General features: G+C 68.7%; 24 protein-coding genes and 1 pseudogene (1 of these 25 cut by a window edge). 8 read left to right on the top strand and 17 right to left on the bottom strand.

Annotation, left to right across the window (positions count from 1 at the left end):
* The 7 genes and pseudogenes from PW734_03275 to PW734_03305 form a co-directional block, all read right to left on the bottom strand.
* Positions 1-1,061: the start of a hypothetical protein gene (locus PW734_03275; GenBank protein MDE1170220.1), read on the bottom strand. Its footprint begins 19,858 nt before the window's first position; only the first 1,061 of its 20,919 coding nucleotides appear in the window; its start codon is at positions 1,059-1,061; the stop codon falls past the left edge of the window.
* A 332-nt stretch (positions 1,062-1,393) separates the two neighbouring features.
* A complete protein-coding gene (locus PW734_03280) occupies positions 1,394-1,879 on the bottom strand; it encodes a YajQ family cyclic di-GMP-binding protein (protein MDE1170221.1) in 486 nt (161 codons plus the stop codon).
* Positions 1,880-1,973: 94 nt separating this feature from the next.
* Positions 1,974-2,180, bottom strand: a pseudogene (infA, locus tag PW734_03285) (translation initiation factor IF-1).
* Positions 2,181-2,222: 42 nt separating this feature from the next.
* Positions 2,223-4,496: a carboxy terminal-processing peptidase gene (locus PW734_03290; GenBank protein MDE1170222.1), complete on the bottom strand. Its 2,274-nt coding sequence runs from the start codon at positions 4,494-4,496 to the stop codon at positions 2,223-2,225.
* Positions 4,497-4,507: 11 nt separating this feature from the next.
* Positions 4,508-5,785: a serine--tRNA ligase gene (gene serS / locus PW734_03295; protein ID MDE1170223.1), complete on the bottom strand. Its 1,278-nt coding sequence runs from the start codon at positions 5,783-5,785 to the stop codon at positions 4,508-4,510.
* Positions 5,786-5,847: 62 nt separating this feature from the next.
* On the bottom strand, positions 5,848-6,075 hold the full coding sequence (locus PW734_03300) for a hypothetical protein (protein MDE1170224.1): 228 nt from the start codon (positions 6,073-6,075) through the stop codon (positions 5,848-5,850).
* Positions 6,076-6,117: 42 nt separating this feature from the next.
* Positions 6,118-8,250, bottom strand: coding sequence for a cation-translocating P-type ATPase (locus tag PW734_03305; GenBank protein ID MDE1170225.1), 2,133 nt, complete (start codon positions 8,248-8,250; stop codon positions 6,118-6,120).
* Positions 8,251-8,316: 66 nt separating this feature from the next.
* On the opposite strand from PW734_03305, the gene PW734_03310 reads away from it, so the two are divergent.
* Together PW734_03310 and PW734_03315 are read left to right on the top strand one after the other, a co-directional pair.
* Positions 8,317-10,776, top strand: a complete 2,460-nt coding sequence (locus PW734_03310) for a DUF3656 domain-containing protein (GenBank protein MDE1170226.1) — start codon at positions 8,317-8,319, stop codon at positions 10,774-10,776.
* A gap of 15 nt (positions 10,777-10,791) precedes the next feature.
* Entirely contained in the window at positions 10,792-11,325 is a 534-nt protein-coding gene (locus tag PW734_03315) for a hypothetical protein (protein ID MDE1170227.1), read from the top strand.
* Here the strand turns inward: PW734_03315 and recQ are convergent.
* Entirely contained in the window at positions 11,322-13,139 is a 1,818-nt protein-coding gene (gene recQ / locus PW734_03320; GenBank protein ID MDE1170228.1) for a DNA helicase RecQ, read from the bottom strand. The two genes, PW734_03315 and recQ, sit on opposite strands and share 4 nt — an antisense overlap.
* Positions 13,140-13,209: 70 nt before the next feature.
* Between recQ and PW734_03325 the strand changes: the two genes are divergently transcribed.
* The 5 genes from PW734_03325 to PW734_03345 are packed head-to-tail and all read left to right on the top strand — an operon-like array spanning position 13,210 to position 16,132.
* Positions 13,210-13,767, top strand: coding sequence for a thioredoxin family protein (locus tag PW734_03325; protein ID MDE1170229.1), 558 nt, complete (start codon positions 13,210-13,212; stop codon positions 13,765-13,767).
* 55 nt (positions 13,768-13,822) lie between these two features.
* Positions 13,823-14,737, top strand: coding sequence for a LysM peptidoglycan-binding domain-containing protein (locus PW734_03330; GenBank protein ID MDE1170230.1), 915 nt, complete (start codon positions 13,823-13,825; stop codon positions 14,735-14,737).
* Between the two features lie 6 nt (positions 14,738-14,743).
* Positions 14,744-15,361 (top strand): hypothetical protein, encoded by a 618-nt coding sequence (locus PW734_03335; protein ID MDE1170231.1) that lies wholly within the window; start codon positions 14,744-14,746, stop codon positions 15,359-15,361.
* Entirely contained in the window at positions 15,361-15,669 is a 309-nt protein-coding gene (locus PW734_03340; protein MDE1170232.1) for a hypothetical protein, read from the top strand. The genes PW734_03335 and PW734_03340 overlap by 1 nt, the downstream gene beginning before the upstream one ends.
* A 1-nt stretch (position 15,670) precedes the next feature.
* On the top strand, positions 15,671-16,132 hold the full coding sequence (locus PW734_03345) for a hypothetical protein (protein MDE1170233.1): 462 nt from the start codon (positions 15,671-15,673) through the stop codon (positions 16,130-16,132).
* On the opposite strand, the gene PW734_03350 is transcribed toward PW734_03345, so the two are convergent.
* The 3 genes from PW734_03350 to PW734_03360 all read right to left on the bottom strand — a co-directional run bounded on the left by PW734_03350 (position 16,083) and on the right by PW734_03360 (position 20,849).
* The gene (locus PW734_03350; protein MDE1170234.1) at positions 16,083-16,670 is read right to left on the bottom strand and encodes a hypothetical protein; all 588 of its coding nucleotides are present in this window, start codon (positions 16,668-16,670) and stop codon (positions 16,083-16,085) included. The genes PW734_03345 and PW734_03350 overlap by 50 nt on opposite strands.
* 10 nt (positions 16,671-16,680) lie before the next feature.
* Positions 16,681-20,412 carry a chromosome segregation protein SMC gene (gene smc / locus PW734_03355; GenBank protein ID MDE1170235.1) on the bottom strand — a complete coding sequence of 1,244 codons (3,732 nt, stop codon included), beginning with the start codon at positions 20,410-20,412 and terminating at the stop codon, positions 16,681-16,683.
* A gap of 314 nt (positions 20,413-20,726) precedes the next feature.
* Complete coding sequence (locus PW734_03360) at positions 20,727-20,849, bottom strand: hypothetical protein (protein ID MDE1170236.1); 123 nt, start codon at positions 20,847-20,849, stop codon at positions 20,727-20,729.
* 416 nt (positions 20,850-21,265) lie between these two features.
* Here PW734_03360 and PW734_03365 point away from each other — a divergent pair, with 416 nt between their 5' ends.
* Positions 21,266-22,378, top strand: a complete 1,113-nt coding sequence (locus PW734_03365; protein ID MDE1170237.1) for a PAS domain S-box protein — start codon at positions 21,266-21,268, stop codon at positions 22,376-22,378.
* 356 nt (positions 22,379-22,734) lie between these two features.
* Here PW734_03365 and PW734_03370 read toward each other — a convergent pair whose 3' ends face one another.
* The 6 genes from PW734_03370 to PW734_03395 form a co-directional block, all read right to left on the bottom strand.
* Positions 22,735-23,418, bottom strand: a complete 684-nt coding sequence (locus PW734_03370) for a hypothetical protein (protein ID MDE1170238.1) — start codon at positions 23,416-23,418, stop codon at positions 22,735-22,737.
* A gap of 245 nt (positions 23,419-23,663) precedes the next feature.
* Positions 23,664-24,077, bottom strand: a complete 414-nt coding sequence (locus PW734_03375; protein MDE1170239.1) for a hypothetical protein — start codon at positions 24,075-24,077, stop codon at positions 23,664-23,666.
* A 63-nt stretch (positions 24,078-24,140) separates the two neighbouring features.
* Positions 24,141-24,542 carry a hypothetical protein gene (locus PW734_03380; protein MDE1170240.1) on the bottom strand — a complete coding sequence of 134 codons (402 nt, stop codon included), beginning with the start codon at positions 24,540-24,542 and terminating at the stop codon, positions 24,141-24,143.
* Between the two features lie 127 nt (positions 24,543-24,669).
* Entirely contained in the window at positions 24,670-25,149 is a 480-nt protein-coding gene (locus PW734_03385; protein ID MDE1170241.1) for a hypothetical protein, read from the bottom strand.
* A gap of 104 nt (positions 25,150-25,253) precedes the next feature.
* Positions 25,254-25,739 (bottom strand): hypothetical protein, encoded by a 486-nt coding sequence (locus PW734_03390; GenBank protein MDE1170242.1) that lies wholly within the window; start codon positions 25,737-25,739, stop codon positions 25,254-25,256.
* Positions 25,740-25,760: 21 nt separating this feature from the next.
* Positions 25,761-26,516, bottom strand: a complete 756-nt coding sequence (locus tag PW734_03395; GenBank protein MDE1170243.1) for a hypothetical protein — start codon at positions 26,514-26,516, stop codon at positions 25,761-25,763.
* Positions 26,517-26,560 lie beyond the last annotated feature (44 nt).

Raw genomic sequence — 26,560 nt, forward strand, 5'->3', positions numbered from 1 at the left:
CTGTTGCTGACGTCAATGGCGGCATTGGTCGAGTAATCCTCGACCACGATGCCGGTGCCGTCGCCCGCGGTCGTTTCACTCACGGCGATGGAGCCGGTGTTGGTGACGCGCAGCGCGCTTGCGGAACTCGCGGTATTTTCCAGGCGAATGCCGTAGGCGCCCCCGCCCGATCCCACCACGGAAATCAGCCCGTCGTTCTCCACCTGCATTGAACTTCCCTCCCCGACAGTGATGCCCGTCGCCGAGGCCGTGCTGCCGCTTTGGTTTTGCACGTAAATCGATCCGCCCAGCGCGTTCAAAACCGTCTTCGACGCGCCCACGCTCGTCGCGGCTATCGCAAACGTTCCGCTACCGGAAAGAGGGTTGGCCGCCGTTCCCAGTTGTCCGGTGTTGGTGATGTAGAGGTTTCCCTTCCCGCCATTTAACGACAGGCCCTCCGCCCCGCCCCCTTGGCTGTTGACGACGAGAATCGTTCCGCTGTTGGAGGCGTAGGTATCGAACGCGCCGCCCCCCTCCGTGACGAAGGCGCGAGCCGAATCGCCGGAGCCCCCCGTCAAATTGATCGTGCCTGAATTGCTGAGCGTCACCGCACCGGAACCGACGTTCACCGCGTCCACCGTGTTCAGGAACCCATTGCTGATGACCAGCGTTATGGTGCCGGTATTGATGAGAGTGATGGGGACAACCGCGTTCGTGTCGTACACCGTTCCGTAAATCGCGTTGTTGCCGGTGTTGGTCTGCGAGATCGAACCCCCATTGACGATTTCGATGGCGCCGGTGGTCCCGGAGGCGTTGAGATTGATCCATCCCACCAGCGAAACGCCTGACGCGGTCGTCACGACATCGTTTCCGGCGCTGCTGTTGGCGATGCCTCCATTGATCGTCACCGTCCCGGTCACCACGATATTCGTGGTGCTTCCGTCACTGGCGCCCTGAACACCATCGATCGTTCCCGATGTCGTCGTGTTCGTCGTCGAGCCGGCGCCATTATTTACAATTTCCGGATTGGAACCCGTTGTGTTGGACCAATCTGCGGCAAATCCTACATCCCCGAGAGACAAAAATGCCGCCCCCACGGAAAATAGTGCTATTTTCCGAATCTTAACCATCCCTTTTTCGGCCCATGATCGGAAGGAGTGCAAGGTCACTCCCTCCTTTCGTAACTCGCTGATTTAATGAGACTTATTTCTCTTAATTCCTAGATGGCCCCTCACGCTTAGGGGGGGTGAGTACGTGATTGGGCCATATAGGTCTCTCTATTGAGCAATTCAAAAGCCACCCTCCCAAGGGTGAGTATTATTAGGAAACGTTATCAGCAACGCTTCTTTCCGATTAGAATTCCTAATTCAACCGGGCACACCTCATTACGAGGCGCTTTTGCAAGAAACCGCGCTTAAGCGCGGAAGTTTTTGAAGCCGAGCGCGACGGGAAATTCCTGCGCGCGGAGGGCGGCGATGACGGCCTGGAGGTCGTCCCGGTTCTTTCCGGTGACGCGGACTTCCTGGCCCTGGATCTGGGCCTGGACCTTGAGCTTGGTCGCCTTGACGGCGGCGGTGACCTGTTTGGCGATGTCCCCTTCCATCCCCTGTTTGACGGCCAGAGTCTGGCTGGCTTTGCCGGTGGAGGAGACCTCCGCGGGCTTGCGCTCGATGTTTTTCAGGCTCACGTTGCGCCGGGCCAGCTTGCCCAGGACGACTTCCTCCAGCGCCTTGAGCTTGAAGCCGTCGACGGCGCGGAGCTTGATCTCGTTCTTTTCGTGGACGATTTCCGCGCCCGCGTCCTTGAAGTCGAAGCGGGTGGCGATTTCCTTGCGGGCCTGGTCGAGGGCGTTGATGACCTCGGCCTCGTCGACCTCGGAAACGACGTCGAAGGACGGCATGGGAAAAGAGGGGCGGCGCCTAGCGGCGGCGGCGCTGCGGCTGGCCGGGACGGCGGCGCGCGGCGGGGGCGTTCGGGTCGACGGGGCGGTCGAGGCGGAAGAGGATGCGGGCCTTTTCCAGGTCGTGCGGGGACATCTCCAGCTTGACCCGGTCGCCGTGGGTGAGGCGGACGAAGTGCTTGCGCATTTTGCCGGAAATGTGGGCCAGGACCACGTGCTTGTTGTCCAGCTCCACGCGGAACATCGTCCCGGGCAAGATGGTGATGATCTTGCCCTCCAGTTCAATCATGTTTTCCGACATCGGACGGGGATGCTGCCCGGAAAGGCCGCGGGGCGTCAACAACTACCGCTTCGGCTTCTCGCCCGCGGAGAGGGAGTTGTAGTCGCCGAAGATGTTGACCGTCTCGTCCAGATCGACGTCGCGCGCGATGGCGGTCGGGGAGTTGCCGCCCGCGTCCTCCTCGTCCTCGATCCCCTCGGCGGCGGGGCTGTGGCCGTTCTTCGGCTTTTCCTTCTTGTCCTTGGCGTCCTTGGGCGGGGTGGCGCGGGTGACCGGCTTGGGGGACTCCCCCTTTTCCAGCATGGTCAGGTCCAGGACGTAGACCTTGTGGTTGGAGGGGGGCAGGGAGGCCAGCTCCTTGTCCCGCTTTTCCTTGAGGTCCTTCGACTGGTCCCGCTCGGCGCGGCGCTTGTCCAGGTTGAGGGAGAGGGTCTTGTCCGTCATCCGCTGGCGCAGGAGGGCGATCTCCTGCTTGAGGTAGTCGAACTCCGGGTTCTTCCCGATGCGGGCCACGGAGCGGTCCTGCAGCGTTTTGACGAAGGGGCACGGGGGCGTCAGGCGCTTGAACTTGGCCGGTTCCACCTGGTCGGGCGGCAGGGCGTTGGGGAGCGTCGCCTCGCCGATCGGAAGGTAGTCTTCCAGGGAGGGCAGGACGATGTCGGAGGAGACGCCCTTGTATTGCGTCGTGTCGCCGGTGATGCGGTAGAACTTCTGCACGGTCAGCTTCAGCTCGCCCGGATCGCTGGTGAAGCCCCAGTTGATGTCCTTCAGGTTGATGAGGGTCTGCACCGTCCCCTTGCCGAAGGTGGTCTTGTCCCCGACGACCAGCGCGCGGCCGTAATCCTGGAGCGCCGCGGCGACGATTTCCGAGGCGGACGCGCTCGACTTGCCCGCCATGACGATGAGGGGGCCGGTCCAGGTCAGGTTCTGGTCGGTGATGGGGAAGGCCTTCACGACGCCCTGGGGGTTCTTCACCTGCACGACGGGGCCGCGCGGGACGAAGATGGAAATGAGCTGGATGGCTTCTTCCAGGATGCCGCCGCCGTCCCGCCGCAGGTCCAGGATGAGGCCGTCGATCTTCTCCTCCTTGAGGCGGTCGATCAGGCGGGCGACGTCGTTGGCCGCCCCCTCGTAAAACTCCGGCAGGATGACGACGCCGCAGCGCTGCACGGTCCCGTTCGGGCCCTGGCGCTCGTAGATGCGGGCCTTGGCCTTCTGCTCGGTCAGCTTCACCTCGTCGCGAACCAGGGTGACGTCGTGGCGGACGCCCTCGGCGGCGTCGGAGGGAAGGATGGTCAGCGTCACCTTCGTGTTCCGCTCGCCGCGGATCATCTCGACGACCTTGGCCAGCTTCATGTCGATGACGTCGACGGGCTTGCCCCCCTCCTGGGTGACGGCGACGATGCGGTCGTTCGCCTTCAGGCGGCCGTCCAGGTCGGCCGGGCCGCCGGGGACCAGGCTGACGATGGTGGGGTAGCCGTCCTCCGTCTTGAGGACGGCGCCGATGCCCTTCAGGGCCATCTTGATGCTGCTGATCTGGAAGTTCTCCGCGTCCTCCGGCGTCAGGTAGTCGGAGTGGGGGTCGTAGGCATGGGTGAGGGCGGAGAGGTAGGTGCCCAGCAGCTCCGTGTGGTCGACTTCCTTCATCGACTTCACCAGACGGGCGTAGCGGCGGGAGATCGTCTTGACGGTCTCCTCCGGCTTTTCGTCGGCCAGGAGCCCTTGGAGCAGCTCGTACTTGATCTGGAGGCGCCAGAGCTCGCGCGCCTCGGCCTCGTCCTTCGGCCAGGGGGCCTTGCTCCGGTCGGTGGAGAAGCTCTCGTCGACGGAGAAGTCGGGCTTGGCCTTGAGCAGTTCCTCGACCTGCGCCTGGCGCTCCTTCAGCCGTTGGACGAAGCGGTTGTAGACCTCCCGCGCGGGGGAGATGTCGCCCGCCAGAGTCAGCCGGTTGAGGCGGCCGCCGTACTTGGCGTTGAACTCGTCCAGGTCGCCCTGGAGGAAGACCATGTGGCGGTAGTCGAGCGCGTCGAGGTAAGTCTTCAGGAAAAGGTGGGACATCGCCTCGTCGAAGGTCCGCTGGGAATAGTGGGCGCGTTCCAGGATCTGGGCGACGACCTCGCCGATCTTTCCGTCCTCCACCTCCGCCGCCGTCCGCTGGCTGGCGCGGGAGGGGACGTCGGAGTGGCTCCGTTCCGCGTTCGGCGGGGTCTGCGGCACCTTCTCCGGGTCGGGAACGCGGAGGCCGCCGCTCCCGTCCGCCGCCCAGGCCAGCGCCCATCCGGCGCCGGCGAGAAGGAGAAGGGAGAGGAAGGCGCGGAAGGAAAGGAGGCGTTTCACGGGAGTTTTTTCTAGAGGGTTTCGAGCCCCAGATAGGGGCGGAGCGGTTCCGGCACGCGGACGGAGCCGTCCGGTTGCTGGTGGGTTTCCAGGAGGGCGACGAAGAGGCGCGCCAGCGCCGTGCCCGACCCGTTGAGCGTGTGGCAGAAGGCGTTCTTACCCTCCGCCGTCTTGTAGCGCAGGCCCATGCGGCGGGCCTGGAAGTCTTCGAAGTTGCTGCAGGAGGAAACCTCCAGCCAGGTGTCGAGGCCGGGGGCCCAGACTTCCAGGTCGTAGCACTTGGCGGCGCCGAAGCCGACGTCCCCCGTGGCCAGGGTCAGCACGCGGTAGTGGAGGCCGAGGGCCTGGAGAATCCCCTCCGCCTGGGCGACGAGGTGCTCCAACGCGGCGTAGGACTCCTCCGGGCGGACGATCTGGACCATCTCCACCTTGTCGAACTGGTGGACGCGGATCATGCCGCGCGTGTCGCGCCCGGCGGAGCCCGCCTCCCGGCGAAAGCACGGCGTGTAGGCCACGCGCCGGACGGGAAGCTGGTCGGCGGAAAGGATCTCCTCCCGGAAGAGGTTCGTGACAGGGACCTCCGCCGTGGGGATGAGGTAAAGGTTCTCCTCCGCCAGGCGGTACATGTCCTCGGCGAATTTGGGCAGCTGGCCCGTGCCCACCATGCACTCCTCCCGCACCAGGAAGGGGACGGCGACCTCCTCATAGGCGTCAAAGCCGGCGGCGGGCCGGGTGTGGAAGTCCAGGAGGTAATTGATGAGCGCCCGCTCCAGCCGCGCGCCCGCGCCGCGGAAGACGACGAAGCCGGAGCCGGAGACCTTCGCCCCCGCGGGCAGGTCCAGGAGGCCGCGCGCCGCGCCGATGTCCATGTGGGTCTTCGGCGCGAAGGAAAATTGCGGCGGCGCGCCCCAGGTGCGCTCCACCCGGTTGGCGGCGGCGTCCCCGACGGGCAGGGAGGCATGGGGCAGATTGGGCACGGTCAAAAGGAGGGCCTTCTGCTCCTCCTCCACCCCGGCGACCGCCGCGTCCAGGGCGGCGATCTCGTCGGAAACCTGCTTCATGCGCGCCAGGAGGGCCTCGTCGGTCCGGCCCTGGGCCTTCATCTGGCCGATTTCCTTGCTCGCCTTGTTCCGCTCCGCCTTGAGGGCTTCCACCTTTTGGAGGAGTTCCCGGCGGCGGGCGTCATGGGAAAGGACGTCGGCCACCTGGGCCGCGCCGTCGAGGCCGCGGGTCGAAAGGCGGCGGCCCGCCTCCTCGGCGTGGTCGCGTAGATACTTCAGGTCGAGCATGAAAGAGAGCGGCAGTAGAGCAAATTCCCCCGCATCCCGCAAGGGGCCGTCCACCCTCCCCGCTACTCACCCGCCAAAGAGGAAAGCCGGGCCGCCGGGGGGCGGAACTGCGGGACCGGCACCGCCGCGTCCGGCAACGCGGGCAGCGGCGGCAAGGCCGGTGCCGTCACCGCCAGGGAATCGAGGGAAAGAGAGGACGCCTGCCGGGATCCGCCGTGGAAAACGAAAAGGGCGGCGCAAACCGCCGCCGCGACGCCCAGACCGCCCAGCCACCAAGCTCGCTCACGCATGGTGTATTAATGTACACCTTTTGGTGCATTGTGGCGAGGCTTTTATTTGCGCGCCCGCCAGAGGGAGAGCCGCCAGGCGTTCCCCATCACGCAGAGGTCGGAAAGGCTCATGGCCACCGCGGCGGCCACCGGGGGCACCCGCCCGGCCATCGCCAGGGGAATGAGGACGACGTTATAGGCCAGGGCCCAAAAGAGATTCTGCACGATCGCCCGGCGCGTGGCGATGGAGAGGGCCAAGACCTCCGGCAACGCCTCCAGCTCCCGCTCCCGGCGAAGCAGAACCACGTCGGCCGCTTCCCGGGCCAGATCGCTGGCCCCCAGGACGGCGACGCCCAGATCGGCCTGGGCCAAGGCGGGCCCGTCGTTGAGCCCGTCCCCGACGAAGGCGACGCGGCGCCCCTCCTTCTGGAGCCGGGCGACGATCTCCGCCTTCCCCTCCGGACGGACGGGCGCGAAGACCCGCTCCGGGGCGATGCCGAGGTCGTGCGCCAGCTTCTCCGCCGCCACCGCGGTATCGCCGGAGACGACGTAGGCCGCGTATCCCTCCGCCTCCAGCCGGCGCAAGACCGCCGCCGCCTCCGGCCGGGGCCGGTGCGGATTAAAATGGATCAGGGCCAGCAGCTCGTGCCCCAGGGAAAGAGCGACGTCCCCCGGCGCCAGCCCGGCATAGGGCGGGACGAAGACGCCGTGCGCCTGGACCCAGGCGGGATTGCCCAGGCGGGCCGTCTCCCCCTGATAGATCGCGGAAACGCCCGCGCCGGTCTCTTCCTTCCACTCCGTCAGCTTGATCTGCGCCGCATAGGCGAAGTGGGCGACGACGGTGCGGCTGGCAGGATGGGTGCTGGAGGAAGCCAGCGCCCGCGCAAGGGCGGCCGCCTCGTCCCGGCCCATCCGGTGGGTGAGCAGCTGCACCTTTTCCACCACCGCCTCCGGCTCGGTCAAAGTGCCGGTCTTGTCGAAGAGGACGGCGTCGATCCGGCCCGCCTTTTCCAGCGCCCGCGCGTCGCGGAAAAGGATGCCCCGCCGCGCGGCGGCGTTCGTGGCGGCCAACAGTGTCGCGGGCGTCGCCAGGCCCAGCGCGCACGGGCAGGCGACGACGACGACCGAGACGGCGACGACCAGCGCCGGTTCCCACGGCAGGCGTGCCACGTCGACCCAATAGAGAAAAGTCAGCGCGGCCAGGAGGACGACGACGGGGACGAAGACGGCGCTGACCTGGTCGGCCAGCTTCTCCACCGCCGCACGGCTGGCCAGCGCCCGCTCCACGGAGGCGACGATGCGCGCCAGGGCCGTCTCCCGCCCCAGCCCCGTGACGCGGACGACCAGCCGGTGCGTGCTGAGCGTCCCCGCGTAGACGGGAGAGCCGGGCCCCTTCTCGACCGGCGCGGCCTCGCCCGTCAGCAGGCTCTCGTCGACCTGGCCGTGGTTCTCGAAAACGACGCCGTCGATCGGGATGCGGTCACCCGGCTTGATGAGGATCAAGTCGTCCGGGGCCAGGTCGGAGACGGCGGTCTCCTCCTCCTCGCCGGAGGGGCGGAGCCGCCGCGCCCAGGCGGGCGCCAGGTCGAAGAGCCGCCGGAGCGTCGCGTTCGCGCGGGCGGAAATCCGCCCTTCCAGCCAATGTCCGATCCCGATGAGGGAGACGATCGCCGCCGCCTCCATGAAGTAGAGGTGGAATTGGTGGCCGGGCCGCAGGAGGCCGTGCACGGAAAGCCCCCAGGCGGCCAGGCTGCCGACGGTCACCAGGGTGTCCATCGTCATCCGGCCCCGGGCGAGCTGCCGCGCCGCCCCCCGGTAGAACGGGACGCCGACCCACAGGAGGACCGGCAGCGTGATCCAGAAGGAAAAAATCCCGTACCAAGGGCGGTGGTCGAGGCCCAGGCCCCATTCCAGGAACATGAGGAGGGCGGTGACCGGCAGGCCCAGGCGGAGCGCGCCGTTCCATTGCGTTTCCCCCTTCCCCTTGGCGGGCAGGGCCCGGTATCCGGCGCGGCGGACGGCGTGGAAGAGCGCCTCGGAAGAGCCCGGCTCCCCCGCCCAGCCGACGCGGGCCTCCTGGCCCCCCAGATCGACGACGACGCGGGCGACGCCGGGGACCGCCCGCAGCGCCTCCTCCACGGTGCGCGCGCACCCCGCGCAGGTCATCCCCTCGATCCGCAGGCGGGTCTCGTCCATAAATGAGTATTCAATCCTATATAGGAATAGCATGCAACTGGGCCCGATTGACCCTATCGTACCCCGATGACCGCCGCGCCCGCCCCCGAACTCCTCGCCCCCGCGGGCGACTGGGATTGCGTCCGCGCCGCCGTCGCCAACGGGGCAGACGCCGTCTACTTCGGCCTGACCAAGTTCAACGCCCGGCTGCGGGCCGACAACTTCACCCTGGAAGACCTGCCGAAGATCGTCGCCTACCTCCACGAGCGCGGCGTGAAGGGCTACGTGACGATGAACACCCTCCTCTTCCCCGGCGAGCTGGCGGAGGCGGAACAATTCCTCCTGGCCCTCGACCGGGCGGGGACCGACGCCATCATCGTCCAGGACCTGGGCCTGGCCGCCCTGGCCGCCGCCGCCGCGCCCGGCCTGGAAGTCCACGCCTCCACCCAGATGACCATCACCTCGCCCGAAGGGGCGCAGATCGCCGCGCGGCTGGGCGTCACCCGCGTCGTCCTGGCGCGGGAGCTTTCCTTGAGGGAAATGGAGCGCTTCCAGCACGAGGCCGGCTCGCTGCCGCTGGAAGTCTTCGTCCACGGCGCGCTCTGCGTCGCCTACTCCGGCCAGTGCCTGACCAGCGAGTCGCTGGGCCAGCGCAGCGCCAACCGGGGGGAATGCGCCCAGGCCTGCCGCCTTCCCTACGACCTCATCGTCGACGGCGCGCTGAAAGACCTGGGCGACAAACGCTACCTCCTCTCCCCGCAGGACCTCGCCGCCGTGGCGGAGATCCCGCAGCTGATCGAGCGCGGCGTCGCCAGCTTCAAGATCGAAGGCCGCCTCAAGTCCCCCGAATACGTCGCCGCCGTCTGCCAGGTCTACCGCAAGGCGATCGACGCCTCCCTGGCCGGACGCCCCGCCGCCCCCGACGCCGACGACCGGCGCAAGCTGGAACTGACCTTCTCCCGCGGCCTCTTCTCCGGCTGGATGCACGGCGTCGACCACCAGCAGCTCGTCCACGGCCGCCATTCCAACAAACGCGGCCCCCTGGCCGGGCGCGTCGCCGCCGTCGATGCGCGGCGGCAAACCGTGGAAATCGAATGGGAGGGCGAGCCCCTGCGCCCCGGCGACGGCATCCTCTTCGACGACGGCGGCGACCAGAACGCCCAGCAGGGCGGCCGCCTCTGGCAGGTGGCGGGAGGCCGGATTTCCTTCGAGCGGGGCCGGATCGACTTCGCCCGCCTCGCCCCCGGCCAGGCCGTCTACCAAACGGACGACCCCCGGCTCGACGCCGCCCTGCGCCGCACCTTCGCCCAGGACGCCCCGCCCGCCGACCGGCCCCTTTCCTTCACCGTCTCCGGCAAGGCCGGCACGCCCCTGCGCCTCCGCGCGGAGGCGGGCGTCGGCGGCGTGGAACTCGATTCGGCCATGCCCCTGGAACCGGCCCGCACCCAGCCCCTCGACACGGCGCGGCTCCGCGCCCAGCTGGGGCGGCTCGGGGGCAGCGGCTTCACCCTGGCCGCGCTGGAAAACGGATTGGAAGGCCAGGTCGTCCTCCCCGTCGCGGAACTCAACCGCCTCCGCCGCGAGGCCGTCGCCGCGCTGGGAAAAGCCGCGCCCGCTCCCGCCGCCATCCGCGCGCCGTCCGCGCCCGTCCTGCAGCGGCTCCTTCCCGCGCGTCCCGCGCCGCAGCCCGGCCCCGCCGCCTGCGCCGTCCTCTGCCGCTCCCTGGAACAGCTCGGCGCCCTCCTGGAAGCGGGCGCGCGGACCCTCTACGTCGATTTCGAGGACATCCGCCGCTATAAAGAGGCTGTTTCCCTTGTCCGGGAAACCCCCGGCGCGCTCGTCTACCTCGCCACCCCGCGCATCCAGAAATCGGGCGAGCAGGGCTTCTTCAAACTGATCGAGAACGCCGCCCCGGACGGCGTCCTCATCCGCAACCTGGGCGCGCTCCACCACTTCCGCGCGTCCCCCCTGCGGAAAGTCGGCGACTTCTCCCTCAACGTCGCCAACCCCCTCACCGCGCAGCTCCTCATGGCGCCGGAGTGGGGCCTGGAGCGGGTCACCGCCTCCTACGACCTCAACGCCCGCCAGCTGGCCGACCTCCTGGCCGCTTGCCCGCCGGAATGGCTGGAAGTCGTCCTCCACCAGCACATGCCCATGTTCCACATGGAGCACTGCGTCTTCGCCGCCTTCCTTTCCGAAGGGAAAGACCACACCACCTGCGGCCGCCCGTGCGACCGCCACCAGATCGCCGTCCGCGACCGCGTGGGGGCTACCCACCCCGTCCTGGCCGACGTCGGCTGCCGCAACACCGTCTACCACGGCCGCGCCCAGAGCGGCGCCGCCTTCCTGGAAGAGTTCCGCGCCCTCGGCGCGCGGCACTTCCGGCTGGAACTGCTGCGGGAAGACGCCGCCGCCACGCGCCGGGTCTACGAGAGCTACGTCCGCCTCCTGGCGGGCGACCTCTCCCCCGCCACCCTCCGCGCCCAGCTCCAGGTGGCCGACCAGCTCGGCGTCACCAGCGGAACGTTGACCGTCCTCGGCAAATAGCTTTTAAATCGTTCCATGGCCCCGGAAATCACGCCGCTGCGCACCGCCCTCCTCAACGCCGTCACCGTCCTGGGCCGCTCCGCCGCCGAGTCGGCCAAAGACCTGGGCCGCGCGATCCGGGAAAACCCGCCGCTCCTCGGCAAAGTCCTCCTCAAGGCGCTGCCGGGCGTCGGCTTCGCGCCCGCCGCCGTCGACACCCGCCTGGCTTACGAGAACTGGCGCGCCTTCCGCGCGTGGGACGAAAACCGCCCCACCAAAGACGACGCCCACATCGAAACCCGCTCCACCCTGGCCGCGGAATTCCTCGTCAAGGGCGCGCAGGCCGCGCTGCTGACCGCCAGCGCCTTCTCCGCCGCCGTCGGGGCCAACCTCGTCCACCATCAGCACCCCGTGGCCGCCGCGCCCTTCCTGGCCGCCGGCGCGGCGGGGCAGGCCGCCGCCCTCCTCTTCCTGGAAGCGGAGGCGGTGCCGGAAGTCGCCGCCGCGCGGCGCTCCTCCCGCGTCCTGCTGCGCCAAGCCGCTGCCGGTCCCGGCCGCGTCCGGGACTAGCTCTCCCGCAGATAATCCCGCACGGAGGCGGCGAAGGCGGCGCCGAATTCCTCCAGTTTCTTCTGCCCCACGCCGCTCACCCGGCGCATGGCGTCGAGGTCCGTCGGCTGGTCGCGCGCCATGATGCGCAGCGTCACGTCGGAAAAGATCACGTAGGCGGGCACGTCCCGCGCGTCGGCCAGCTCCTTGCGCAGGACGCGCAGGCGGTTGAAGAGGATCTCGTCGCAGGAAATGGCGCCCCGGTCCCGCCTGTCAGGCCGCGCCTTCGCCTGGGCCAGCGGCTTGGTGAGGGAGATGGGCGTCCGCTCCCGCAGGACGGCGCCCCCCTCCGGCGTCAGCTCCAGGACGGAGAACTGCCCCTCGCTCTGGCGCAGATAGCCCGCGCGCAAAAGCTGGCGGCCGATCTCCTGCCACTGGGCGCGCGGCAGCTCCTTGCCGATGCCGTAGGTGGAGAGCTTGTCGTGGCCCCAGCGCTTCACCTTCTCGCTCTGCGCGCCGGTCAGCACCTCGACGACGTGGGCCAGCCCCACGGAAAAGCCGCCGCCCTGCTTGATCCGGTAGACGCAGGAGAGGAGCTTTTGGGCGGGGATCGTCCCGTCGTACGTCTCGCGCGGCTCCAGGCAGTTGTCGCACGCGCCGCAGCCGCCCGGCTCCACCGCCTCGCCGAAGTATTCCAAAAGCGCCGCCCGGCGGCAGCCGCTGGCCTCCGCGTAATGAAGCATTTGCTGGAGCTGGGCCGAGGCGACGCGGCGCTCCTCCTCGCTCCCCTTCTCCTCGATGAATCGGCGCTGCTTCACCGCGTCCCCGGCGCTGAAGAAAAGAAGGCATTCGGCGGGCAGGCCGTCGCGGCCCGCGCGGCCCGTTTCCTGGTAGTATCCCTCGATGTTCTTCGGCAGGTCGTAGTGGACGACGTAGCGCACGTTCGGCTTGTTGATGCCCATGCCGAAGGCGATCGTCGCGCAGACGACGCGCACCTCGTCCCTTAGAAAAAGCTCCTGGGACCGGGCGCGCTCGGCGGCGTCGAGGCCCGCATGGTACGCGCGGGCGGGCACGCCGTCCGCCTGGAGCTTCTGCGCGACGGCCTCCGCCCCCTTCCGGCTCTGGCAGTAGACGATGCCCGCCTCCCCGCGCCGGGGGCCGCTCTCCAGCCACTCGACGAGCTGGTCGTACGCGCCGCTCTTCGGCGTGACGCGGTAGGTCAGGTTGGGCCGGTTGAAGCTGGCGACGAAGTGGCGCGCCTTCTCCAGCCCCAGGAGGGCGGCGATGTCCCCGCGCACGCGCGGGGTGGCGGTGGCGGTCAGGGCCAGGACGGGGACCTTCGGGAAGCGGCGGCGGAGCGTGGAGATCTGCCGGTATTCGGGCCGGAAATCGTGCCCCCACTCGCTGATGCAATGCGCCTCGTCGACCGCCAGAAGGGAGAGGCCCCACGCCTCCAGGTTCTCCAGGAGGCCCGGCAGCATGAGCCGCTCCGGCGCGGCGTAGAGAAGCTTGTATTCCCCCCGGTGGAGGCCGCGCAGGCGGGCGCGGGCCTCCGCCTCGTCCAGGGTGGAATTGAGATAGGTGGCCGCCACGCCCGCCGCCTGGAGACTGTCCACCTGGTCCTTCATGAGGGCGATGAGCGGGGAGACGACGACGGTGAGCCCCGGCAGGACCAGAGCAGGCAGCTGGAAGCAGAGGGACTTGCCGCCGCCCGTCGGCAGGAGGGCCAGGGCGTCGCGGCCCGCCAGGATCTCCTCCATGATCTCCCGCTGGAGCGGGCGGAAGGAGTCGAACCCGAAGGTCTCCTTGAGGGCGGCGGCGAGGCGGTCGGGCATAAGTCGGGACCCGCCATTTTCCACAAGGGCGAATTGATCTCCAACGGAAATCGCTCTACCTTCGCGCTTCATGGCCCTGACCCCCTCGACCATGCTTCCGCTGGGCACCGCTGCGCCCGACTTTTCCCTCCCCGACGTCGTCACCGGCAAGACCGTCGCCCGGGCCTCCTTCGACGGCCAGGCCCTCCTGGTCATCTTCCTCTGCCGCCACTGCCCCTACGTGAAGCACGTCGAGCACGAGCTTTCCAAGCTGGGCTACGACTACGCGGCGGGGAACATCGCCATCGTCGGCATCAGCGCGAACGACGCGGAGGCCTACCCCGCCGACGCCCCGGCATCCCTGGCCGAATGGGCCAAGGCCGCCGACATCGCCTTCCCCATCCTCTACGACGAGACCCAGGCCGTCGCCCGCGCCTACCACGCCGCCTGCACCCCCGATTTCTTCCTCTTCGACGCCGCGCACAAGCTGGCCTACCGCGGCCAGCTGGACAACAGCCGCCCCGGCAACGGCATCCCCGTCACCGGGGCCGACCTCCGCTACGCCATGTGCGCCGTCCTGGACGGCCGCCACCCCAGCTCCCTGCAAAAGCCGAGCCTGGGGTGCAACATCAAGTGGAAGGCCGCTTAGCCCTTCCGTATTACGCCCTTGCGGAGCCGGGGGCGGCTGGTACCGTGGACGGACTATGAAGCGTTTGCTCCTGATCGCCGGGCTCTCCGGCCTCCTCGCCCTCGGAGGATGCCAAAAGGACGACAAGACCCTGGCCGCCGAAGACGACACCAATCCCTACTTCCACGCCGCGCTCACCGCCATCCAGGAGCGCAACTTCACCGAGGCCGCCCGCTCCTACGAGGCCGCCCTGCGCGCCAACCCGAACGTCGCCCAGGCCCACTACGAGCTGGGCCTCCTCGACTCCGACCACCTGAACGACCCGCTCGGCGCGATGTACCACCTGGCCCAGTACCTCAAGGCCCGGCCCACCGCAGACAACGCCGCCAAGGCCCAGGAGCGGCTGAACTCCGCGGAAATCAACTTCGCCGCCACCCTGCCGAACTCCCCCGTGCAGAACGCGCAGGCCTTCGCCGCCCTGCAGAGCGACAACCAGAACCTGCGCAACGAGTTCGAGGCCGCCAACCAGCGGATCAACGACCTCTCCGCCAAGCTCGCCGCCACGCAAAAGGAGCTGGCCGCCGCCGCGCCCAACATCACCCCCGCCGACACCAACGCCCCCGGCGCCGCCCCGGCGCCCGCGCCCGCCGCGGAAACGGCCCCCGCCGCCGGCACCCCGCCGCCGCCCGTGCCCGCCACGGTCATTCCCGCGCCCGTCCCGGCCCCGTCGGCCACCGTCGGCCAGACCTACGCCATCGCCCCCGGCGACACCCTCTGGAAAATCGCCAAGAAATTCTACCCCGGACACATCAACGAGGGCATCGAGCGAATCAAGCTGGCCAACGCCGCCGCGCTGCCCGCCGGAAAGCCGCTGAAGATCGGCGCCCAGATCGTCATCCCCGCGGCGGGCGCGCCGCTGCCGCCGCCCGCTCCGGCCATCCCAGCCGCCGACGCGCCCCCCGCGCCGGAACCGCAACCCACCGCCCCCTAATCCGCCATGCCCCCCGCCAAGCCCTTTGATCCCCGCGAGGACGAGCTGCTGCCGCCCGAGCGCGAGCACCTCTCCGTCGATGACGTCAACCTGAAGGTCCAGCAGGCCGAGGAAGTCCTCCTCGACCTGGAACGCCGCCGCGAGCAGATCGAGCGGCAGAAGCGCCAGCTGGAAGAAATCCGCCGCAAGCAGTACGAGTTCGAGGAAGGCCAGCGCCAGGTCCTCGAGCGGCTCAAGCGCGGCCTGGTCCTCCTGACCCAGCAGGAATTCGAGCTGAAGCGGGAGGGAGAGGAAGTCACAACCATCCGCACCTCCTTCACCGAGCACCTCCGCCAGCTGGAAACCATCCGCCCCCAGACCTGGGATCCCGCCGATTTGGAGCACGAGCTGACCCACGCCCTGGCCATCGTCGACCAGGCCAAGGGCGCCTACTCCCAGGCGCAGACCCGCCTGGAGACCGCCTCCGTCCGCCACCACGCCCACCTGGAAGACGGCACCTTCGCCGAGGGCGGCGCGCCCATCTCCGCTTTCTGGAACAAAGTCGGCGCCGGCTTCGCCTATTCCCTGCCGCTCCTCATCGGCCTCTTCCTCCTGGGCCTCTTCGTCCGGATCCTGTTCAAGTAATGGCGTTCGGCGCGGACCCCTTCAAGCGCCGCGCGCGCGACCTGGACAAGGAAGAGCAGGCCCTGGCGGACCACCTGGCCTCCCTGCGCGAGGAGCTCGACCGGCTCAAGAACCCCCCCAAGCCGGAGCCGAAGCCCCCCGTTTGGAAGCCCGAACTGCGCCCCAGCGACGCGCGCCGCATCGAGCGGGAGTCGGTCCGCCGCGCCGAGCGCGTCCACGGCGCGCAGCGCCGCCGGGACCGCATCCGCTTCTTCGTCTCCGCCGGGCTGCTCCTGCTCCTCCTCCTCTGGCTCGTCAAACGCATGTGAGATGGAAACACCGCCCCCCAATGAAGCCGCCGTCCTGAGCCGCCTGCGCGGCGCCTACGGCCCCTCCGCGCGCGACCGGGTCGGCCGCTGGATCTTCGCCCTCTTCTTCCTGGGATTCTGCGCGCCCCTCTGCTGGATCTTCGCCGCCGGGCAGATGCCGCCGCCCCCCGGCCATCTCCCCACCGTCCTGGCCACCTGGATGCTGATGCCCTTTTCCATCGCCCTGGGGCTCTTCGCCCTCCTGGTTCCCCACCCCACCTACTTCTTCACGGGGGATGCCGTCGTCGCCCGGCGCGGGCGGAAGGAATTGTGGAAAGCCCCGCTTTCCGAAATCGCGCGCGCCGAGCGGCTCGACGAAAAATCGAACGAGCAGGTCCTCCTCCTCGCCGCCGCCGACGGCCGGGAATGGCGGCTTAACCTCTATCCCGAGCTGCGCCGCGCCTGGCGCGCGGCGCTTCACTAACCGGCGCTCCGGGCCGCTCCGGGTGGAGCCGCGCCCATTCCCGCAAGTCGCGGACGATCGGCGCCTGCCACAGGCGCGCGTCCTTGTCCCACGCGGCGGTGAGCAGGGAGACGCAGCAAGCGGTGACGAAGGCCTCCCCCATGCCGCGCAGATGGGTCCGCGTGGAAGCGGCGGCGATGCCGTGCCGCACCAGGTCGGTCGCGAATGTCCCGGCCTCGTAAAGATTGTAGCCCGCCGCGCCGAGGCCCAGGAAACCGTAGGCGCGGGTGCGGACGCCCAAGCCCTTCAGGGCGGCGCCGTGCTTGGAGACAATCGCCTCCGTCCGCTCCCGATCCTCCGGCGCCACGCGTCCCCGGCGGAAGGTGACGGAAACGCCGCCGTTCTTTTCCTCGATGAGGTCCGGTTCCCGCGTCAGCGCGTGGCCGACGGAGGCGAGCACCGCCCCCTTGAACCCCTGGCGCACCGCGCCCCAGACGGGAAGCCCGTCCTGGAGGCCGTTGAGGAACGCCCGCGTATCGTCCTGATAAGCGCTGCCCATAAGAAAAAGCCTACGCCGTCAGCGCGGGATCGGATTCGTCTTCCTCGCCCGGGACCGCCTCGGCCTCCGGTTCCGGCCCGGCGTCCTCCCCCTTCACGGGGATGACGGGGGCGGCGACGCGCTCCGGCGCGGGAGTCCCGGCGTGCGCCGCCTTCTCCTCCGCGGTCAGCTTGATGGACATCAGCTTGGAAACGCCGCGCTCCGGCATCGTCACGCCAAAGAGCGCGTCCGCCATGCTGATCGTCCGCTTGTTGTGCGTGATGACCACGAACTGGGAGTGCTCCGTGAAGCGCTGCACCATGCGGATGAAGCGGTTGATGTTCGACTCGTCGAGCGGCGCGTCCATTTCGTCGAGCACGCAGAACGGGCTCGGCTTCACCTTGTAGATGGCGAAGAGGAGGGAGACGGCGGTCATCGTCTTCTCGCCGCCGGAAAGGAGCGTGACGCTCTGCAGCTGCTTGCCCGGGGGCTTCGCCACGATCTCGATGCCGGACTCGAGCGGGTCGGTCTCGTCGGCCAGGACCAGGGTCGCCTTGCCGCCGCCGAACAGCTCGGAAAAGATCTCCTGGAAGTTCACCTTGATCCGCTCGAACGTCTCGGCGAAGAGGGTCTTCGTCGTCTCGTTGATCTCCTGGATGGTGGCCAGGAGCTGGTCCTTGCCGCCGCGCAGGTCGTTCTCCTGCCCTTCCAGGAAGGTGAGGCGCTGGGAAAGCTCCTCGAACTCGGCGATGGCGTCCAGGTTGACCGAGCCCATCGCGTCGAGCTTCTGCCGCTGGTCGGCCACCTCCGCGCCCAGGACGTCCCAGTCGGTCGCGGCCTCCTCCTCGGAGAGGGGGGGCAGGTCGGCCAGGACGCTCTGGTAGGCGCTCTGCACCCGCTCGTTGAGGTGGGTCAGGTGCATGCGGCGCTCCGTGAGCTTGATCTCGCAGGAGGCGTGGAGGGACTGCGCCTCGGAGAGGCTGCGGCGCTGCATCCGCAGGCCTTCCTCCCGCTGGGCGATGAAGGCCTGCTGCTCGGCGCGGCGGGACTGCACTTCCTGCAGGGCGGTTTCCTGCTGGGCGGAGCGGGCCTCCGCCTCCTCCCGCTCCATCGTGGCGGCCTCGATCTCCGCGTGGGCCTGCTCGATGCGGGCGGTGTAGTCCTGCGCCTCGCGGCCGCGGGTGGCGGCCAGGTCGCGCAGCTCGGCGGCGCGGTGCTCCGCGCTGGCGCGCTGCTGCTCGGTCGACTGGCATTCCGCGGTCAGCGTGGCCAGGGCGATCTGGCTTTCGACGAGGGTCTGGCGCAGCGCGGCGGCCTCCGCCTCCAGCGCGGCGCTCTCCGCCTGAAGGGCGGCGAGCTCCTCTTCCAGGCGGGCGGCTTCCGCCTCCCCGGAGGAAAGCTCCTCCTCCACGCGGGCGTGGCGGGCGGCGTCCTCCTCCGCCTGGGCGGCCAGGCGGGCCTGCTCCTGGGCGGAGCGGGCGCGGGCGTTGTCCAGCTCCCGGACGGAATTGGCCAGCGTCTGCTGGGTGTGGCGGCGGGTGGTGGCGGTGATTTCCGCGTCCTTCGCGGCGGAGCGCGCCTCGTCCAAGGCGGCGTGCGCGGCCTGGAGCGCCTCGGCGGCCTGCAGGGAAGCCTCATGGGCCTCCTGCGCCGCGGCCTGGGCGGCGGCCAGCTCGGCCTCCAGCGCCAGGCGCTCGGGGCGGCGGCGGAGAATGGCCAGCGGATCGGCGGCGGGGCGTCCGGCCTGGATCAGGCCGCCGCGGGTCAGCAGCGCGCCGCGGTCCCCGTTGGCGCCGTGGACGGCGACGACGGCTTGGAGATAGACCGCCTTCAACTCCCAGGCCTGCGCCAGGTCGGAGACGACGTGGGCGTCGGCCAAAAGGGCGTCGAGCAGGGTGCCCAGCGCCTCGGTGAACTCAGGCGAGCGGGCCTCCGAAGGGACGACCTCGATGAAGCGTCGGGCCGCCGTCGGCGCGGCGAGGGAGGGCCCGGCGGGACGGGCCAGCCGCAGCGGGGCCAGGAGAACCTGCCCCTCCTGCGCGCCGGTGCGGGCGAAGGCGGCGAGGACTTCCTCCGCCGCGCCCTGGTCCTCGATGACCAGGCTGTGGAGCGCGTCGCCGAGGAGAAGGGCCATCGTCTCCTCATACCCGGGGGCCACGGCGCAGGCGTCGGCCAGGGTGCCGTGGAGGCGCGCGGCGATCTCCCCGCGCGCGCCGCAGGCCAGCAGATGCTGGGCGGCGGGGGGAGAGCCGGCGTGGCTCTCTTCCAATTGGTGCAGCGCGTCGAGCTTGGCCTGCAGGCGGCTCTGCGCGGAAGCGGCCTCCCGCTCGGCGCGCTCGGCGTCCTTGGCCCGGGGCTGGGCGGCGGCCAGGCTCTCCTGCGCGGCGGAGAGGGCGGCGCGGGCGGCCTCCCAGGCGGCCTCCGCCTCCAGGCTCTCCATTTCCTGCGCGGCGCGCTCGGCCTCCGCCACGTCGCGGCGTCCGGCGACGGCGGCGACTTCCTCCCGCAGCGCCTCGGCGCGGGCCATCAAATTGTGCTGCTGGGCCTCCAAGGCCACGCGCTGGTGGCGGAGGTTGGCCAGCTCGGACTGGCGGCGGCCCAGCTCGGACTGGCGCTCGCCGCGGAGGGCGTTCTTCTCGGCGGCCAGCTCCTGGCGGGACTGGACGGCCTCCTCCCGCTGGCGGTGGACCGCCGCGGCGTCCGCGCGGGAGGCGGACTGGGACTCGAGGCGGGCGGCCAGGGAGCGGGCCTGCTCCTCCTGGATGCGGACCTTCTCCTCCGTCCCGGCGATCTCCAGGCGGCAATGCTCGCGCAGGATGGTGAACTCCTCCACGCGGGTCTGGGCGGTGCCGACGCGCTGCGCGGCGCGCTCGCCCGCGTTGCGGGCCTGGTTGAGGGCCTCGCGGATCGTGCCGGTTTCCTGCTCCAAAATTTCAAGCTCCCCGCGCAGGGAGGCCAGGGCGTACTCCTCCTCCTCCACGGCGACGGCCAGGGCCTGTCCGCTCTCCTGGGCGGAATCGGCCTGCGTCTGCAGCGCGTTGATTTCCGACGTGAGCTGGCCGAACTGGTAGCGCGCAAAGCGCAGCTCCCCCTCCTGCAGGGCGGCGTGGAGCTCCTGGTAGCGGCGGGCCTTGCTGGCCTGGCGCTGGAGGGAGCCGATCTGGCGGCGCACCTCGCCGATGACGTCGACCAGGCGCAGGAGGTTGGCCTCCGTCTGCTCCAGCTTCCGCATCGCCTCCTTCTTCTGGCTCTTGTACTTCGTGATGCCGGCGGCTTCCTCGAAGATGGCGCGGCGGTCCTCCGGGCGGGCGGAGAGAATCTGGTCGATCTTCCCCTGCTCCATGATGGAGTAGGCGGTCCGGCCGATGCCGGTGTCCATGAAGAGCTGGTGGATGTCCCGCAGGCGGCAGGGGGTCTGGTTGATCTCGTACTCGCTGTTGCCGTCGCGGAAGAGGCGGCGGGTGATCGTCACCTCGTTGAAGGCGGTGCCCAGCTGGTGCTCGCAGTCGCCGAAGGTCAGGGAGACCTCCGCCATGCCCAGAGGCTTGCGGGTGTCGCTGCCGCTGAAAATAACGTCCTGCATCTGGCCGCCGCGCAGCGCCTTGGCCGACTGCTCGCCCAGCACCCAGCGGATCGAGTCGAGGACGTTGCTCTTGCCGCACCCGTTGGGGCCGACGATGGCGGTCACCCCGCGGTGGAATTGGACTTCGGTCTTGTCGGCAAACGACTTGAAGCCGACGACGTTGAGCGCTTTCAGATACATGCGCCCGTCAGAGTACAGAGGGGGTCCCCTCCCCTTCAAGGTAAATTACCCCACTAATGGGGTAACGTTTTTACGGTTAATCTATGGATTGTGGGTCTTCCCGGGGAGAGGAGGTATCCCGATTGAGCAACGCCATCCCCTTAAAAGCGTGTACAAAGGGGGCGAACCCGATGGCCGCCACGGGATCGGCCGGGGTGTACCCGTAGGCTTTGCTGACCAAATCACTGTGGCCGTACGTGCGGCGGGGCCAGAGCAAGGTGCCCCACCGACCGCCGTGCGCCGAAAAACGACGAGGAATCATGGCTTCTCCTTTCTTATTTCCGCTTCCTCCGCCGGGGAGCCAGCGAAAGGGCGATTTCCGCAAGAGTCAACGGAGCCCGATGGGAGATCTGGCGCAGGGCCTTTCCGTTGGAGCCGACGATTTGATAGGTGATCATGATGGGGTGGGTTAGGCTTGGTAAAAGGGATTCCGGCGGGGGGACCGGCTAATCGGGCCAGGCAGCCAGCGGCGCTTCAGATGGGTCGTATTCATGGTGGTACGGGAGGAGGAACCGGTTCCATGCCAACCCTTCTTCCAACGAATCAAGCCCTTCTCCATAAACAAGATGCGGTTTTATTTCTTTTCCACCCCCCAGCGGTTTTATTGCAAGTTGCAATCTATTTCACAAACCGAAAGGTACTCCGCAATGCTTTACGTATGTTTTCTATATGTTGGACATTTTTGAAACATAGATTAACCTACTTTTGAATGAGTCGATTGCCCACGCGGCGCGTCGCCCCCCGGGCCACTCCGGCCCGTCGACCACGCAAGGAAACGCCTATTTGGCCGGAAAAAACCCGCCCGCTGCGGGTCTTGATTTGGGACGATCGTCCCGCCAGCGCCCGGCGCTGCGCGGCCCGGCTGGAAGCGGCCGGATTCCGCTGCAAGACGGCCCACGCCGCCACAAAGCCGGAATTCCAAAAGCTGCTGACGTCAAGCGGGTGGGAACTGCTGCTTTGCGCCGACGCTTTCCTGGGAGAAGACCCGGCCGCGTTGGTCCGGGAGGCCGGCGTCCCGGCTCCCCTCCTCTATTTCGTTCGCGCCGGGGAGCGCGGGGGAAAGACCCCCTCCCCCGCCCGGCAGGCGGAGGCGCTCCGCGCCGGAGCCGCCGACTACCTGCTGCCGGAAGACTGGGACCGGCTGCCCTGCGTCATCGAACGCGCCCTCCGCCTCGGCCGCCTGGAAGAGGCCCATCAACGGGCGGATGCCGCCCGGGCGGGCGCGGAGCGGCGGCTGCAAACGGTCCTCGACCACAATCCCGACATCCTGCTGGTGATCCAGGCGGTGACCGGCACCATCCTGCGGGCCAACCGCGCCGTCCAGAATCTCCTGGGCTACCAAGAGGAGGAGCTGGCCGGGCGCCATTTCTCCGCCCTCTTCCCCCTGGAAAACGAGCCCGCCGTGGGCGACCTGATGGCCCGCTTCCGGGTGCGGGGCGGCGTCTTCGAGGGGCAGCGCTTCCTTTGCGTCGACGGCAGCGTCCGCCCCCTCGACGTGACGGCGGAAATCGTCGCCTGGGGCCAAACGCAGGCGATCCTGGTGACCCTTCACGACGCGGAAGCGCGGGAATCCCTGGAGCGGCAGGCCTTTTGGAACGGCCACAGCGCCGCCCGCTGCCTCGACCCGCTGCTTTGGACGGAAGCCGACGGGCTCATCTGCCACCTGAACGAGGCGGCCTGCCGCCTCCTGGGCTACCGGCCGGAAGAACTTCTGGGCCGGCCCCTGGCGGAAATCGACCCCGGCTTCGGAGCGGGACTCTGGCCTCTGCATTGGGAGGAGGTGAAGGCGCGGGGGCGCTTTCTCCTCACCACCCGCCTCAAGCGGAAAGAGGGGGACAGCCTGGCCGTGGAGGCGGAAGTCCTCCACCTGCGGCACAACGGGAGGGACTACCACTGCCTCCTGGCGCGGACCCCGGAGAGCGCGTGAGCGGGAAAAAGCCCCGCCGCGCGAAAGGGGCGGAGGCAAAAGGAAAAGAAAAGCCGCCGGAACCCCCGGTCAGCCCTCGTTCCAGACCCGTTCTTTTTTGGTCTCCCACTCCTCCCGAATTGCCGGAAGGTCGCGGCTGATCATGGCGGCGGACTTCCTCCGCTTCCGCCGGATTGCCGGAAAGCTCCGCCTGGGCCAGGAGGCCCTGCAGGAACGTCTCCCGCTCCGCCAGGCGGGCTTGGTAGAGGGAATTGATCTCGGCCAGGCGGGCCTTCTGGTCCGGGGTCAGGGGCCGGCTGGGCTCCTTCTTGGCCAGGCGCTCCATGGCCAGCTCATAGGCCGACTTCATAGGGGGATCAGGCCGGGGCCTGCTGCTTGGAGAGGCGCTCCATTTCCTGAAGCGTCAGGAGGTGCTCCGCCGGAGCGTTGGCCCCGCTGAAGCGCTCCTCGATGCCCAGCATCTCGTCCACCACGCGGGCGCAGGCCTTCTCGATGATCGCGGGCTCCTCGAACATCCATTCCGGATGGTCCTGGGCCACGCGCAGGAGATGGTCCCGCAGCCCCTCGGCGCAGAACCAAAGGCCGTAACGGTGAAGGGGGGAAAGCGCCAGCTCGATGGCGGACTGGTCCGCCGGCAGCCCGCGCAGGGAAAGCGTCAGGTTCATGCCGAAGATCTCCATGCCGCCCGCGATGAGGGCGGTGGAATACCAGGCCTTCACATGGTGCTGGAGGCCCGCCGTGGGCTCCCCGGCGGCCAGGATCTCGACCTGCTGGACGATGATGTCATGCAGGCCCCAATGGTCCCGCAGGCACTGGAACTGGCGCAGGACCAGGTCAAAGGCCTCCACCGCATCCCGGCTGAAGCGGGCGCGCTCCGCGCGGAGGAGAGAGGTGTCGGGATAAAGGAAGAAGACGGCGTCGCCCGCCTGGTCAAACTTGGGAACGGAAGCGTTCCAATCCAGTAGGGCGGAAAAGCCGCTGTCGTCGGCGGGGGGCTGCTCGGGAGGAAGCGGGGGAGGTTGGACCGGCTCGGCGCTCATGGATAATGATTTACCTCGAGAAAATTGGGCGGGGGACCCTTTCCCACCGCATTGCCCTTCTCTTATGGCTGTCCCTCTCTGGGATGCAAGGGAAAAAGGATCGGTGCCCGGCGGCTTTCCCCCCTAAAATTATCCAGGGGCTGCGGGTTCTCCGCAGCCCCTGGCACGTATGGCCGCGGCGTCGCCGCCGCGGTTTGATGCATCAAAAGGGATCGAAACCTAATCCAGAACCGGAGGCCGTCAAATCAGCCCACCTCGGCGCCTTCGGGAATCCGGAAACCGGAAAGGGCCTGCGAGATGCCCGCGAAGGGATTGGCGCTGGGAGCCTGCGAGCGGGTCATGTCGCCCGCGCCGTTCCGGAGCGTCTGCTGGGTGGCGGACGGCTGCGGGGCCGCCTGGGGATTGAGGAGCTTGTCCGCCAGGGGCTGAAGGATGCCGATGGCTTCCTCCGCCATGACGCGCTGCATGGGGGAGGCTTTCGCCAGCTTCCAGCGCGCGACGGCCAGGGCGCCGTCCTTCAGCGCCTCGCGGAAATTGCCGTGGACGAGGGCGTTGGCCGCTTCCGCGCCGTCGACGACCGCCGCCGCCTTTTCCCAGTATCCGCCGATCGGGGAACCGGCCAAAAGCGCCTTGCCTTGTGTCTTGAGGAAGCTGCCCATGAAGCTCATAAAAATCTCCTGAGGGGGGTTAAGAAAGGAAGAGCAGAAGGAGTGCCAGGCGGCTTACTGCTCCAGGCCGGGGATGCGATTTTCCAGGGCGCTGGTGAGCGCCTGAAGGGGATTGGCGAATTGGAACGGCACATTGCCGTAGCGGGGCGCGCGGCCGCGGGCGGCGTCTTGCGCCTTGGTCGTGAAGACCCGGTCCTCGGCCACGTTCAGGATGCCGACGAGCAGCTCGGTCTTCCCGGCGGCCCGGCCGGTGATCGCGGCGCGGGCGCGGAGGCCGCCCTCCAGCAGCTCCATGGCGGCGTGGCCCTTGTCGCCATGCTGGAAATCCTGGTAGGCGTGGCGGAAGTTGTTCAGCGCCGCAAGGCCCTCGAAACCGCGGCCGGCGACCGGCACTTCGGCCAAGACGGCCTTGCCGAGGGTTCCTGCGATTTCCGTGGTAAGAGAGGGTTGGCTCATGGTCTTGGTCCTGGTTCTTTGGGTTTCTAAACCTCAATGAGCATCGGCAATGCCAGGTACGCGCCGGTACGTAAAAAACGCCGGGAAAGCCCGGCGTTTTTCGCGTTTTAAAGAGAGGGGAAAAGATCTACCGCTCGCGGCCCCGCTCGGACCGGGGGGAGAGCTGGAGCGTTCCCGCGTCGTAGGCGCGGCGCAGGACGATGTCCCCGGCTTCATTGGCCCGGCGGGTCGCCGCGATCCGGGTGTCCATTTCCCGCGCGACGCCGACAGCGTCCAAAAGAGCGCCCAAGCCCAGGGAGACGCCCATGGCGACAAACTCGCGCGTGTTATGCGCCTTCATCGTGACCCCGGCCCACACCAGGCCCAGGCCCGTCACCGTGGCCATGGTCTGATTGAGCCGGACCTGGCCCTCCAGCTTCTTGGCGTCAGCTTCCTCCGTCTTGCCCTGCGCGCGGAGACGGGAGGACTCGATGTGGGCGTGGACGGACTGGGCCAGGGCCGTCACCGTGCCGACGACGGGGACCGCCTTGAGCAGCGCGTGGTAGTAGGGCGCGTACTGCTGGAAGTGAGTCGGCGTCGGTTCCTGGACGGGGGCGGTGGTGCTCATGTGATCCTTGGCTCTGGGTTGAAAAGAGCCCGGGAACAAGCAAGTACCGGGCCAGCCCCGCCATGTGGCGGGGCCGACCGTGAAAAAACCCGCTTAAACGGCGTTTAGCGCGTCCGTTCCAAGATGGCGGGCAGCGGCGCCGCCACTTCCGGCAGAGACCGGGAGGCCCCCTCCAGGTCGAGGCGGGATTCCTCCCGGCGGATCGGCCCTTCGTAGAGGAAGGCGTCCGCCCCCTCGCTCACGATGGCCTGCGCCGCCTGGGCGCCCACGAGGACGGTAGCCGCCTCCCCGGGGCCGCCCAGCGCCCAGGCCGCCGCGGCGGCCGCCAGGGGGATCACCAATTCCAGGGCCTGGCGGCCCTTCGATTTGCCTTGGTCGGCGTAGAGCTCCTGCAGGGCGGCGTGACCCTCGGCCTGGGCCTCGGCCGCCTTGGCCAGGCACTCCCGCCGCTGGGAGAGGGCCTTGAGGCAGCTGTAAACCGGCAGGCACTTGAGCCCGATCTGTCCGGCGATCTCGCCGGAGGTCAGGCGGGGCACGCCGGTTTCGAGCGTTTCGGCCGCGTTATCGTCGTCGCTAAGAAAAAAAGACATCCCTTGGGTTCCCGGTTGAAGTTAGTTGAGGTCGTGCGCGCCGCTGGTGCTCGGGTGGAGGCCCAGCTGGATCAGGCCGCCGTTCTTGTGGCGGGAAGGCCGGATCCGCTCGAAGAGAGCCTTGCCGTGCTGGAGCGTGCGGCCCGCTTCCAGCGCCTTGCCGACGGCCTTGGGAGCGCCCAGGCCCTTCATGGCGTCGCCCAGGCCGGGGACGTCTTCCAGGAGGGAGCCCAGGACTTCCTTCTCCGCCAGGCGGGCGGCGGCGTGGGCTTCCTTCGACTTGCCCTCCGCGTAGAGCCGCTCGGCGTTCTTGATCCGCTTGTCGAAGTTTTCCATCTGCCGCTCGGCCGTCAGCGAGATGCCCCAGCTGGGCAGGATGTATTCGGAAACCCCGTGGTGGAAGGGAAGGCTGGCGTAGATCGCCACGTTGAAGGCGCCCGCCCCCGCGCGGACGAAGCCCTGCAGGGCGCGCATGCCGACGATGCCCCACTGCCGCTTGCGGGCGGCGACCGCCGCCTGGCCCATGTTGATCATCCCGTGCGTCACGCCGGTGAGCCCGCCGACCAGCGGCACGCACTTCAGCAGCGCGCCGCCGATGCCGGTTTCGGCCTTCGTTTCGCCTTGAGCCGGTTCCTCCTTCTTTTCGGAGCCGGGTTCGGGCTCCGGCGCGGCGGCAGGCGCCGCCAGCCGCCGCGGGGCGGCAGGGGAGCCGGCCCGGTCGGGTATAAGGTTGCCGAAGAAGAGACCTGTCGTGGGGATGGGGGGATTAAGAACCATAGGGGGGTTGGTGCTTATTAAGTAATTCGTCTATCCCGGATGAG

Origin of the sequence: Verrucomicrobium sp. (assembly GCA_028283855.1) — a bacterium.
GTDB lineage: Bacteria > Verrucomicrobiota > Verrucomicrobiia > Methylacidiphilales > GAS474 > GAS474.

Coding starts and splice junctions, on each gene's coding strand:
- PW734_03385 (MDE1170241.1), bottom strand. CDS start 25,149: ATGAGCACCACCGCCCCCGTCCAGGAACCGACGCCGACTCACTTCCAG.
- smc (MDE1170235.1), bottom strand. CDS start 20,412: ATGTATCTGAAAGCGCTCAACGTCGTCGGCTTCAAGTCGTTTGCCGAC.
- recQ (MDE1170228.1), bottom strand. CDS start 13,139: ATGCCCGACCGCCTCGCCGCCGCCCTCAAGGAGACCTTCGGGTTCGAC.
- PW734_03395 (MDE1170243.1), bottom strand. CDS start 26,516: ATGGTTCTTAATCCCCCCATCCCCACGACAGGTCTCTTCTTCGGCAAC.
- PW734_03390 (MDE1170242.1), bottom strand. CDS start 25,739: ATGTCTTTTTTTCTTAGCGACGACGATAACGCGGCCGAAACGCTCGAA.
- serS (MDE1170223.1), bottom strand. CDS start 5,785: ATGCTCGACCTGAAGTATCTACGCGACCACGCCGAGGAGGCGGGCCGC.
- PW734_03310 (MDE1170226.1), top strand. CDS start 8,317: ATGACCGCCGCGCCCGCCCCCGAACTCCTCGCCCCCGCGGGCGACTGG.
- PW734_03325 (MDE1170229.1), top strand. CDS start 13,210: ATGGCCCTGACCCCCTCGACCATGCTTCCGCTGGGCACCGCTGCGCCC.
- PW734_03305 (MDE1170225.1), bottom strand. CDS start 8,250: ATGGACGAGACCCGCCTGCGGATCGAGGGGATGACCTGCGCGGGGTGC.
- PW734_03380 (MDE1170240.1), bottom strand. CDS start 24,542: ATGAGCCAACCCTCTCTTACCACGGAAATCGCAGGAACCCTCGGCAAG.
- PW734_03300 (MDE1170224.1), bottom strand. CDS start 6,075: ATGCGTGAGCGAGCTTGGTGGCTGGGCGGTCTGGGCGTCGCGGCGGCG.
- PW734_03360 (MDE1170236.1), bottom strand. CDS start 20,849: ATGATCACCTATCAAATCGTCGGCTCCAACGGAAAGGCCCTGCGCCAG.
- PW734_03345 (MDE1170233.1), top strand. CDS start 15,671: ATGGAAACACCGCCCCCCAATGAAGCCGCCGTCCTGAGCCGCCTGCGC.
- PW734_03335 (MDE1170231.1), top strand. CDS start 14,744: ATGCCCCCCGCCAAGCCCTTTGATCCCCGCGAGGACGAGCTGCTGCCG.
- PW734_03330 (MDE1170230.1), top strand. CDS start 13,823: ATGAAGCGTTTGCTCCTGATCGCCGGGCTCTCCGGCCTCCTCGCCCTC.
- PW734_03280 (MDE1170221.1), bottom strand. CDS start 1,879: ATGCCGTCCTTCGACGTCGTTTCCGAGGTCGACGAGGCCGAGGTCATC.
- PW734_03375 (MDE1170239.1), bottom strand. CDS start 24,077: ATGGGCAGCTTCCTCAAGACACAAGGCAAGGCGCTTTTGGCCGGTTCC.
- PW734_03370 (MDE1170238.1), bottom strand. CDS start 23,418: ATGAGCGCCGAGCCGGTCCAACCTCCCCCGCTTCCTCCCGAGCAGCCC.
- PW734_03350 (MDE1170234.1), bottom strand. CDS start 16,670: ATGGGCAGCGCTTATCAGGACGATACGCGGGCGTTCCTCAACGGCCTC.
- PW734_03340 (MDE1170232.1), top strand. CDS start 15,361: ATGGCGTTCGGCGCGGACCCCTTCAAGCGCCGCGCGCGCGACCTGGAC.
- PW734_03315 (MDE1170227.1), top strand. CDS start 10,792: ATGGCCCCGGAAATCACGCCGCTGCGCACCGCCCTCCTCAACGCCGTC.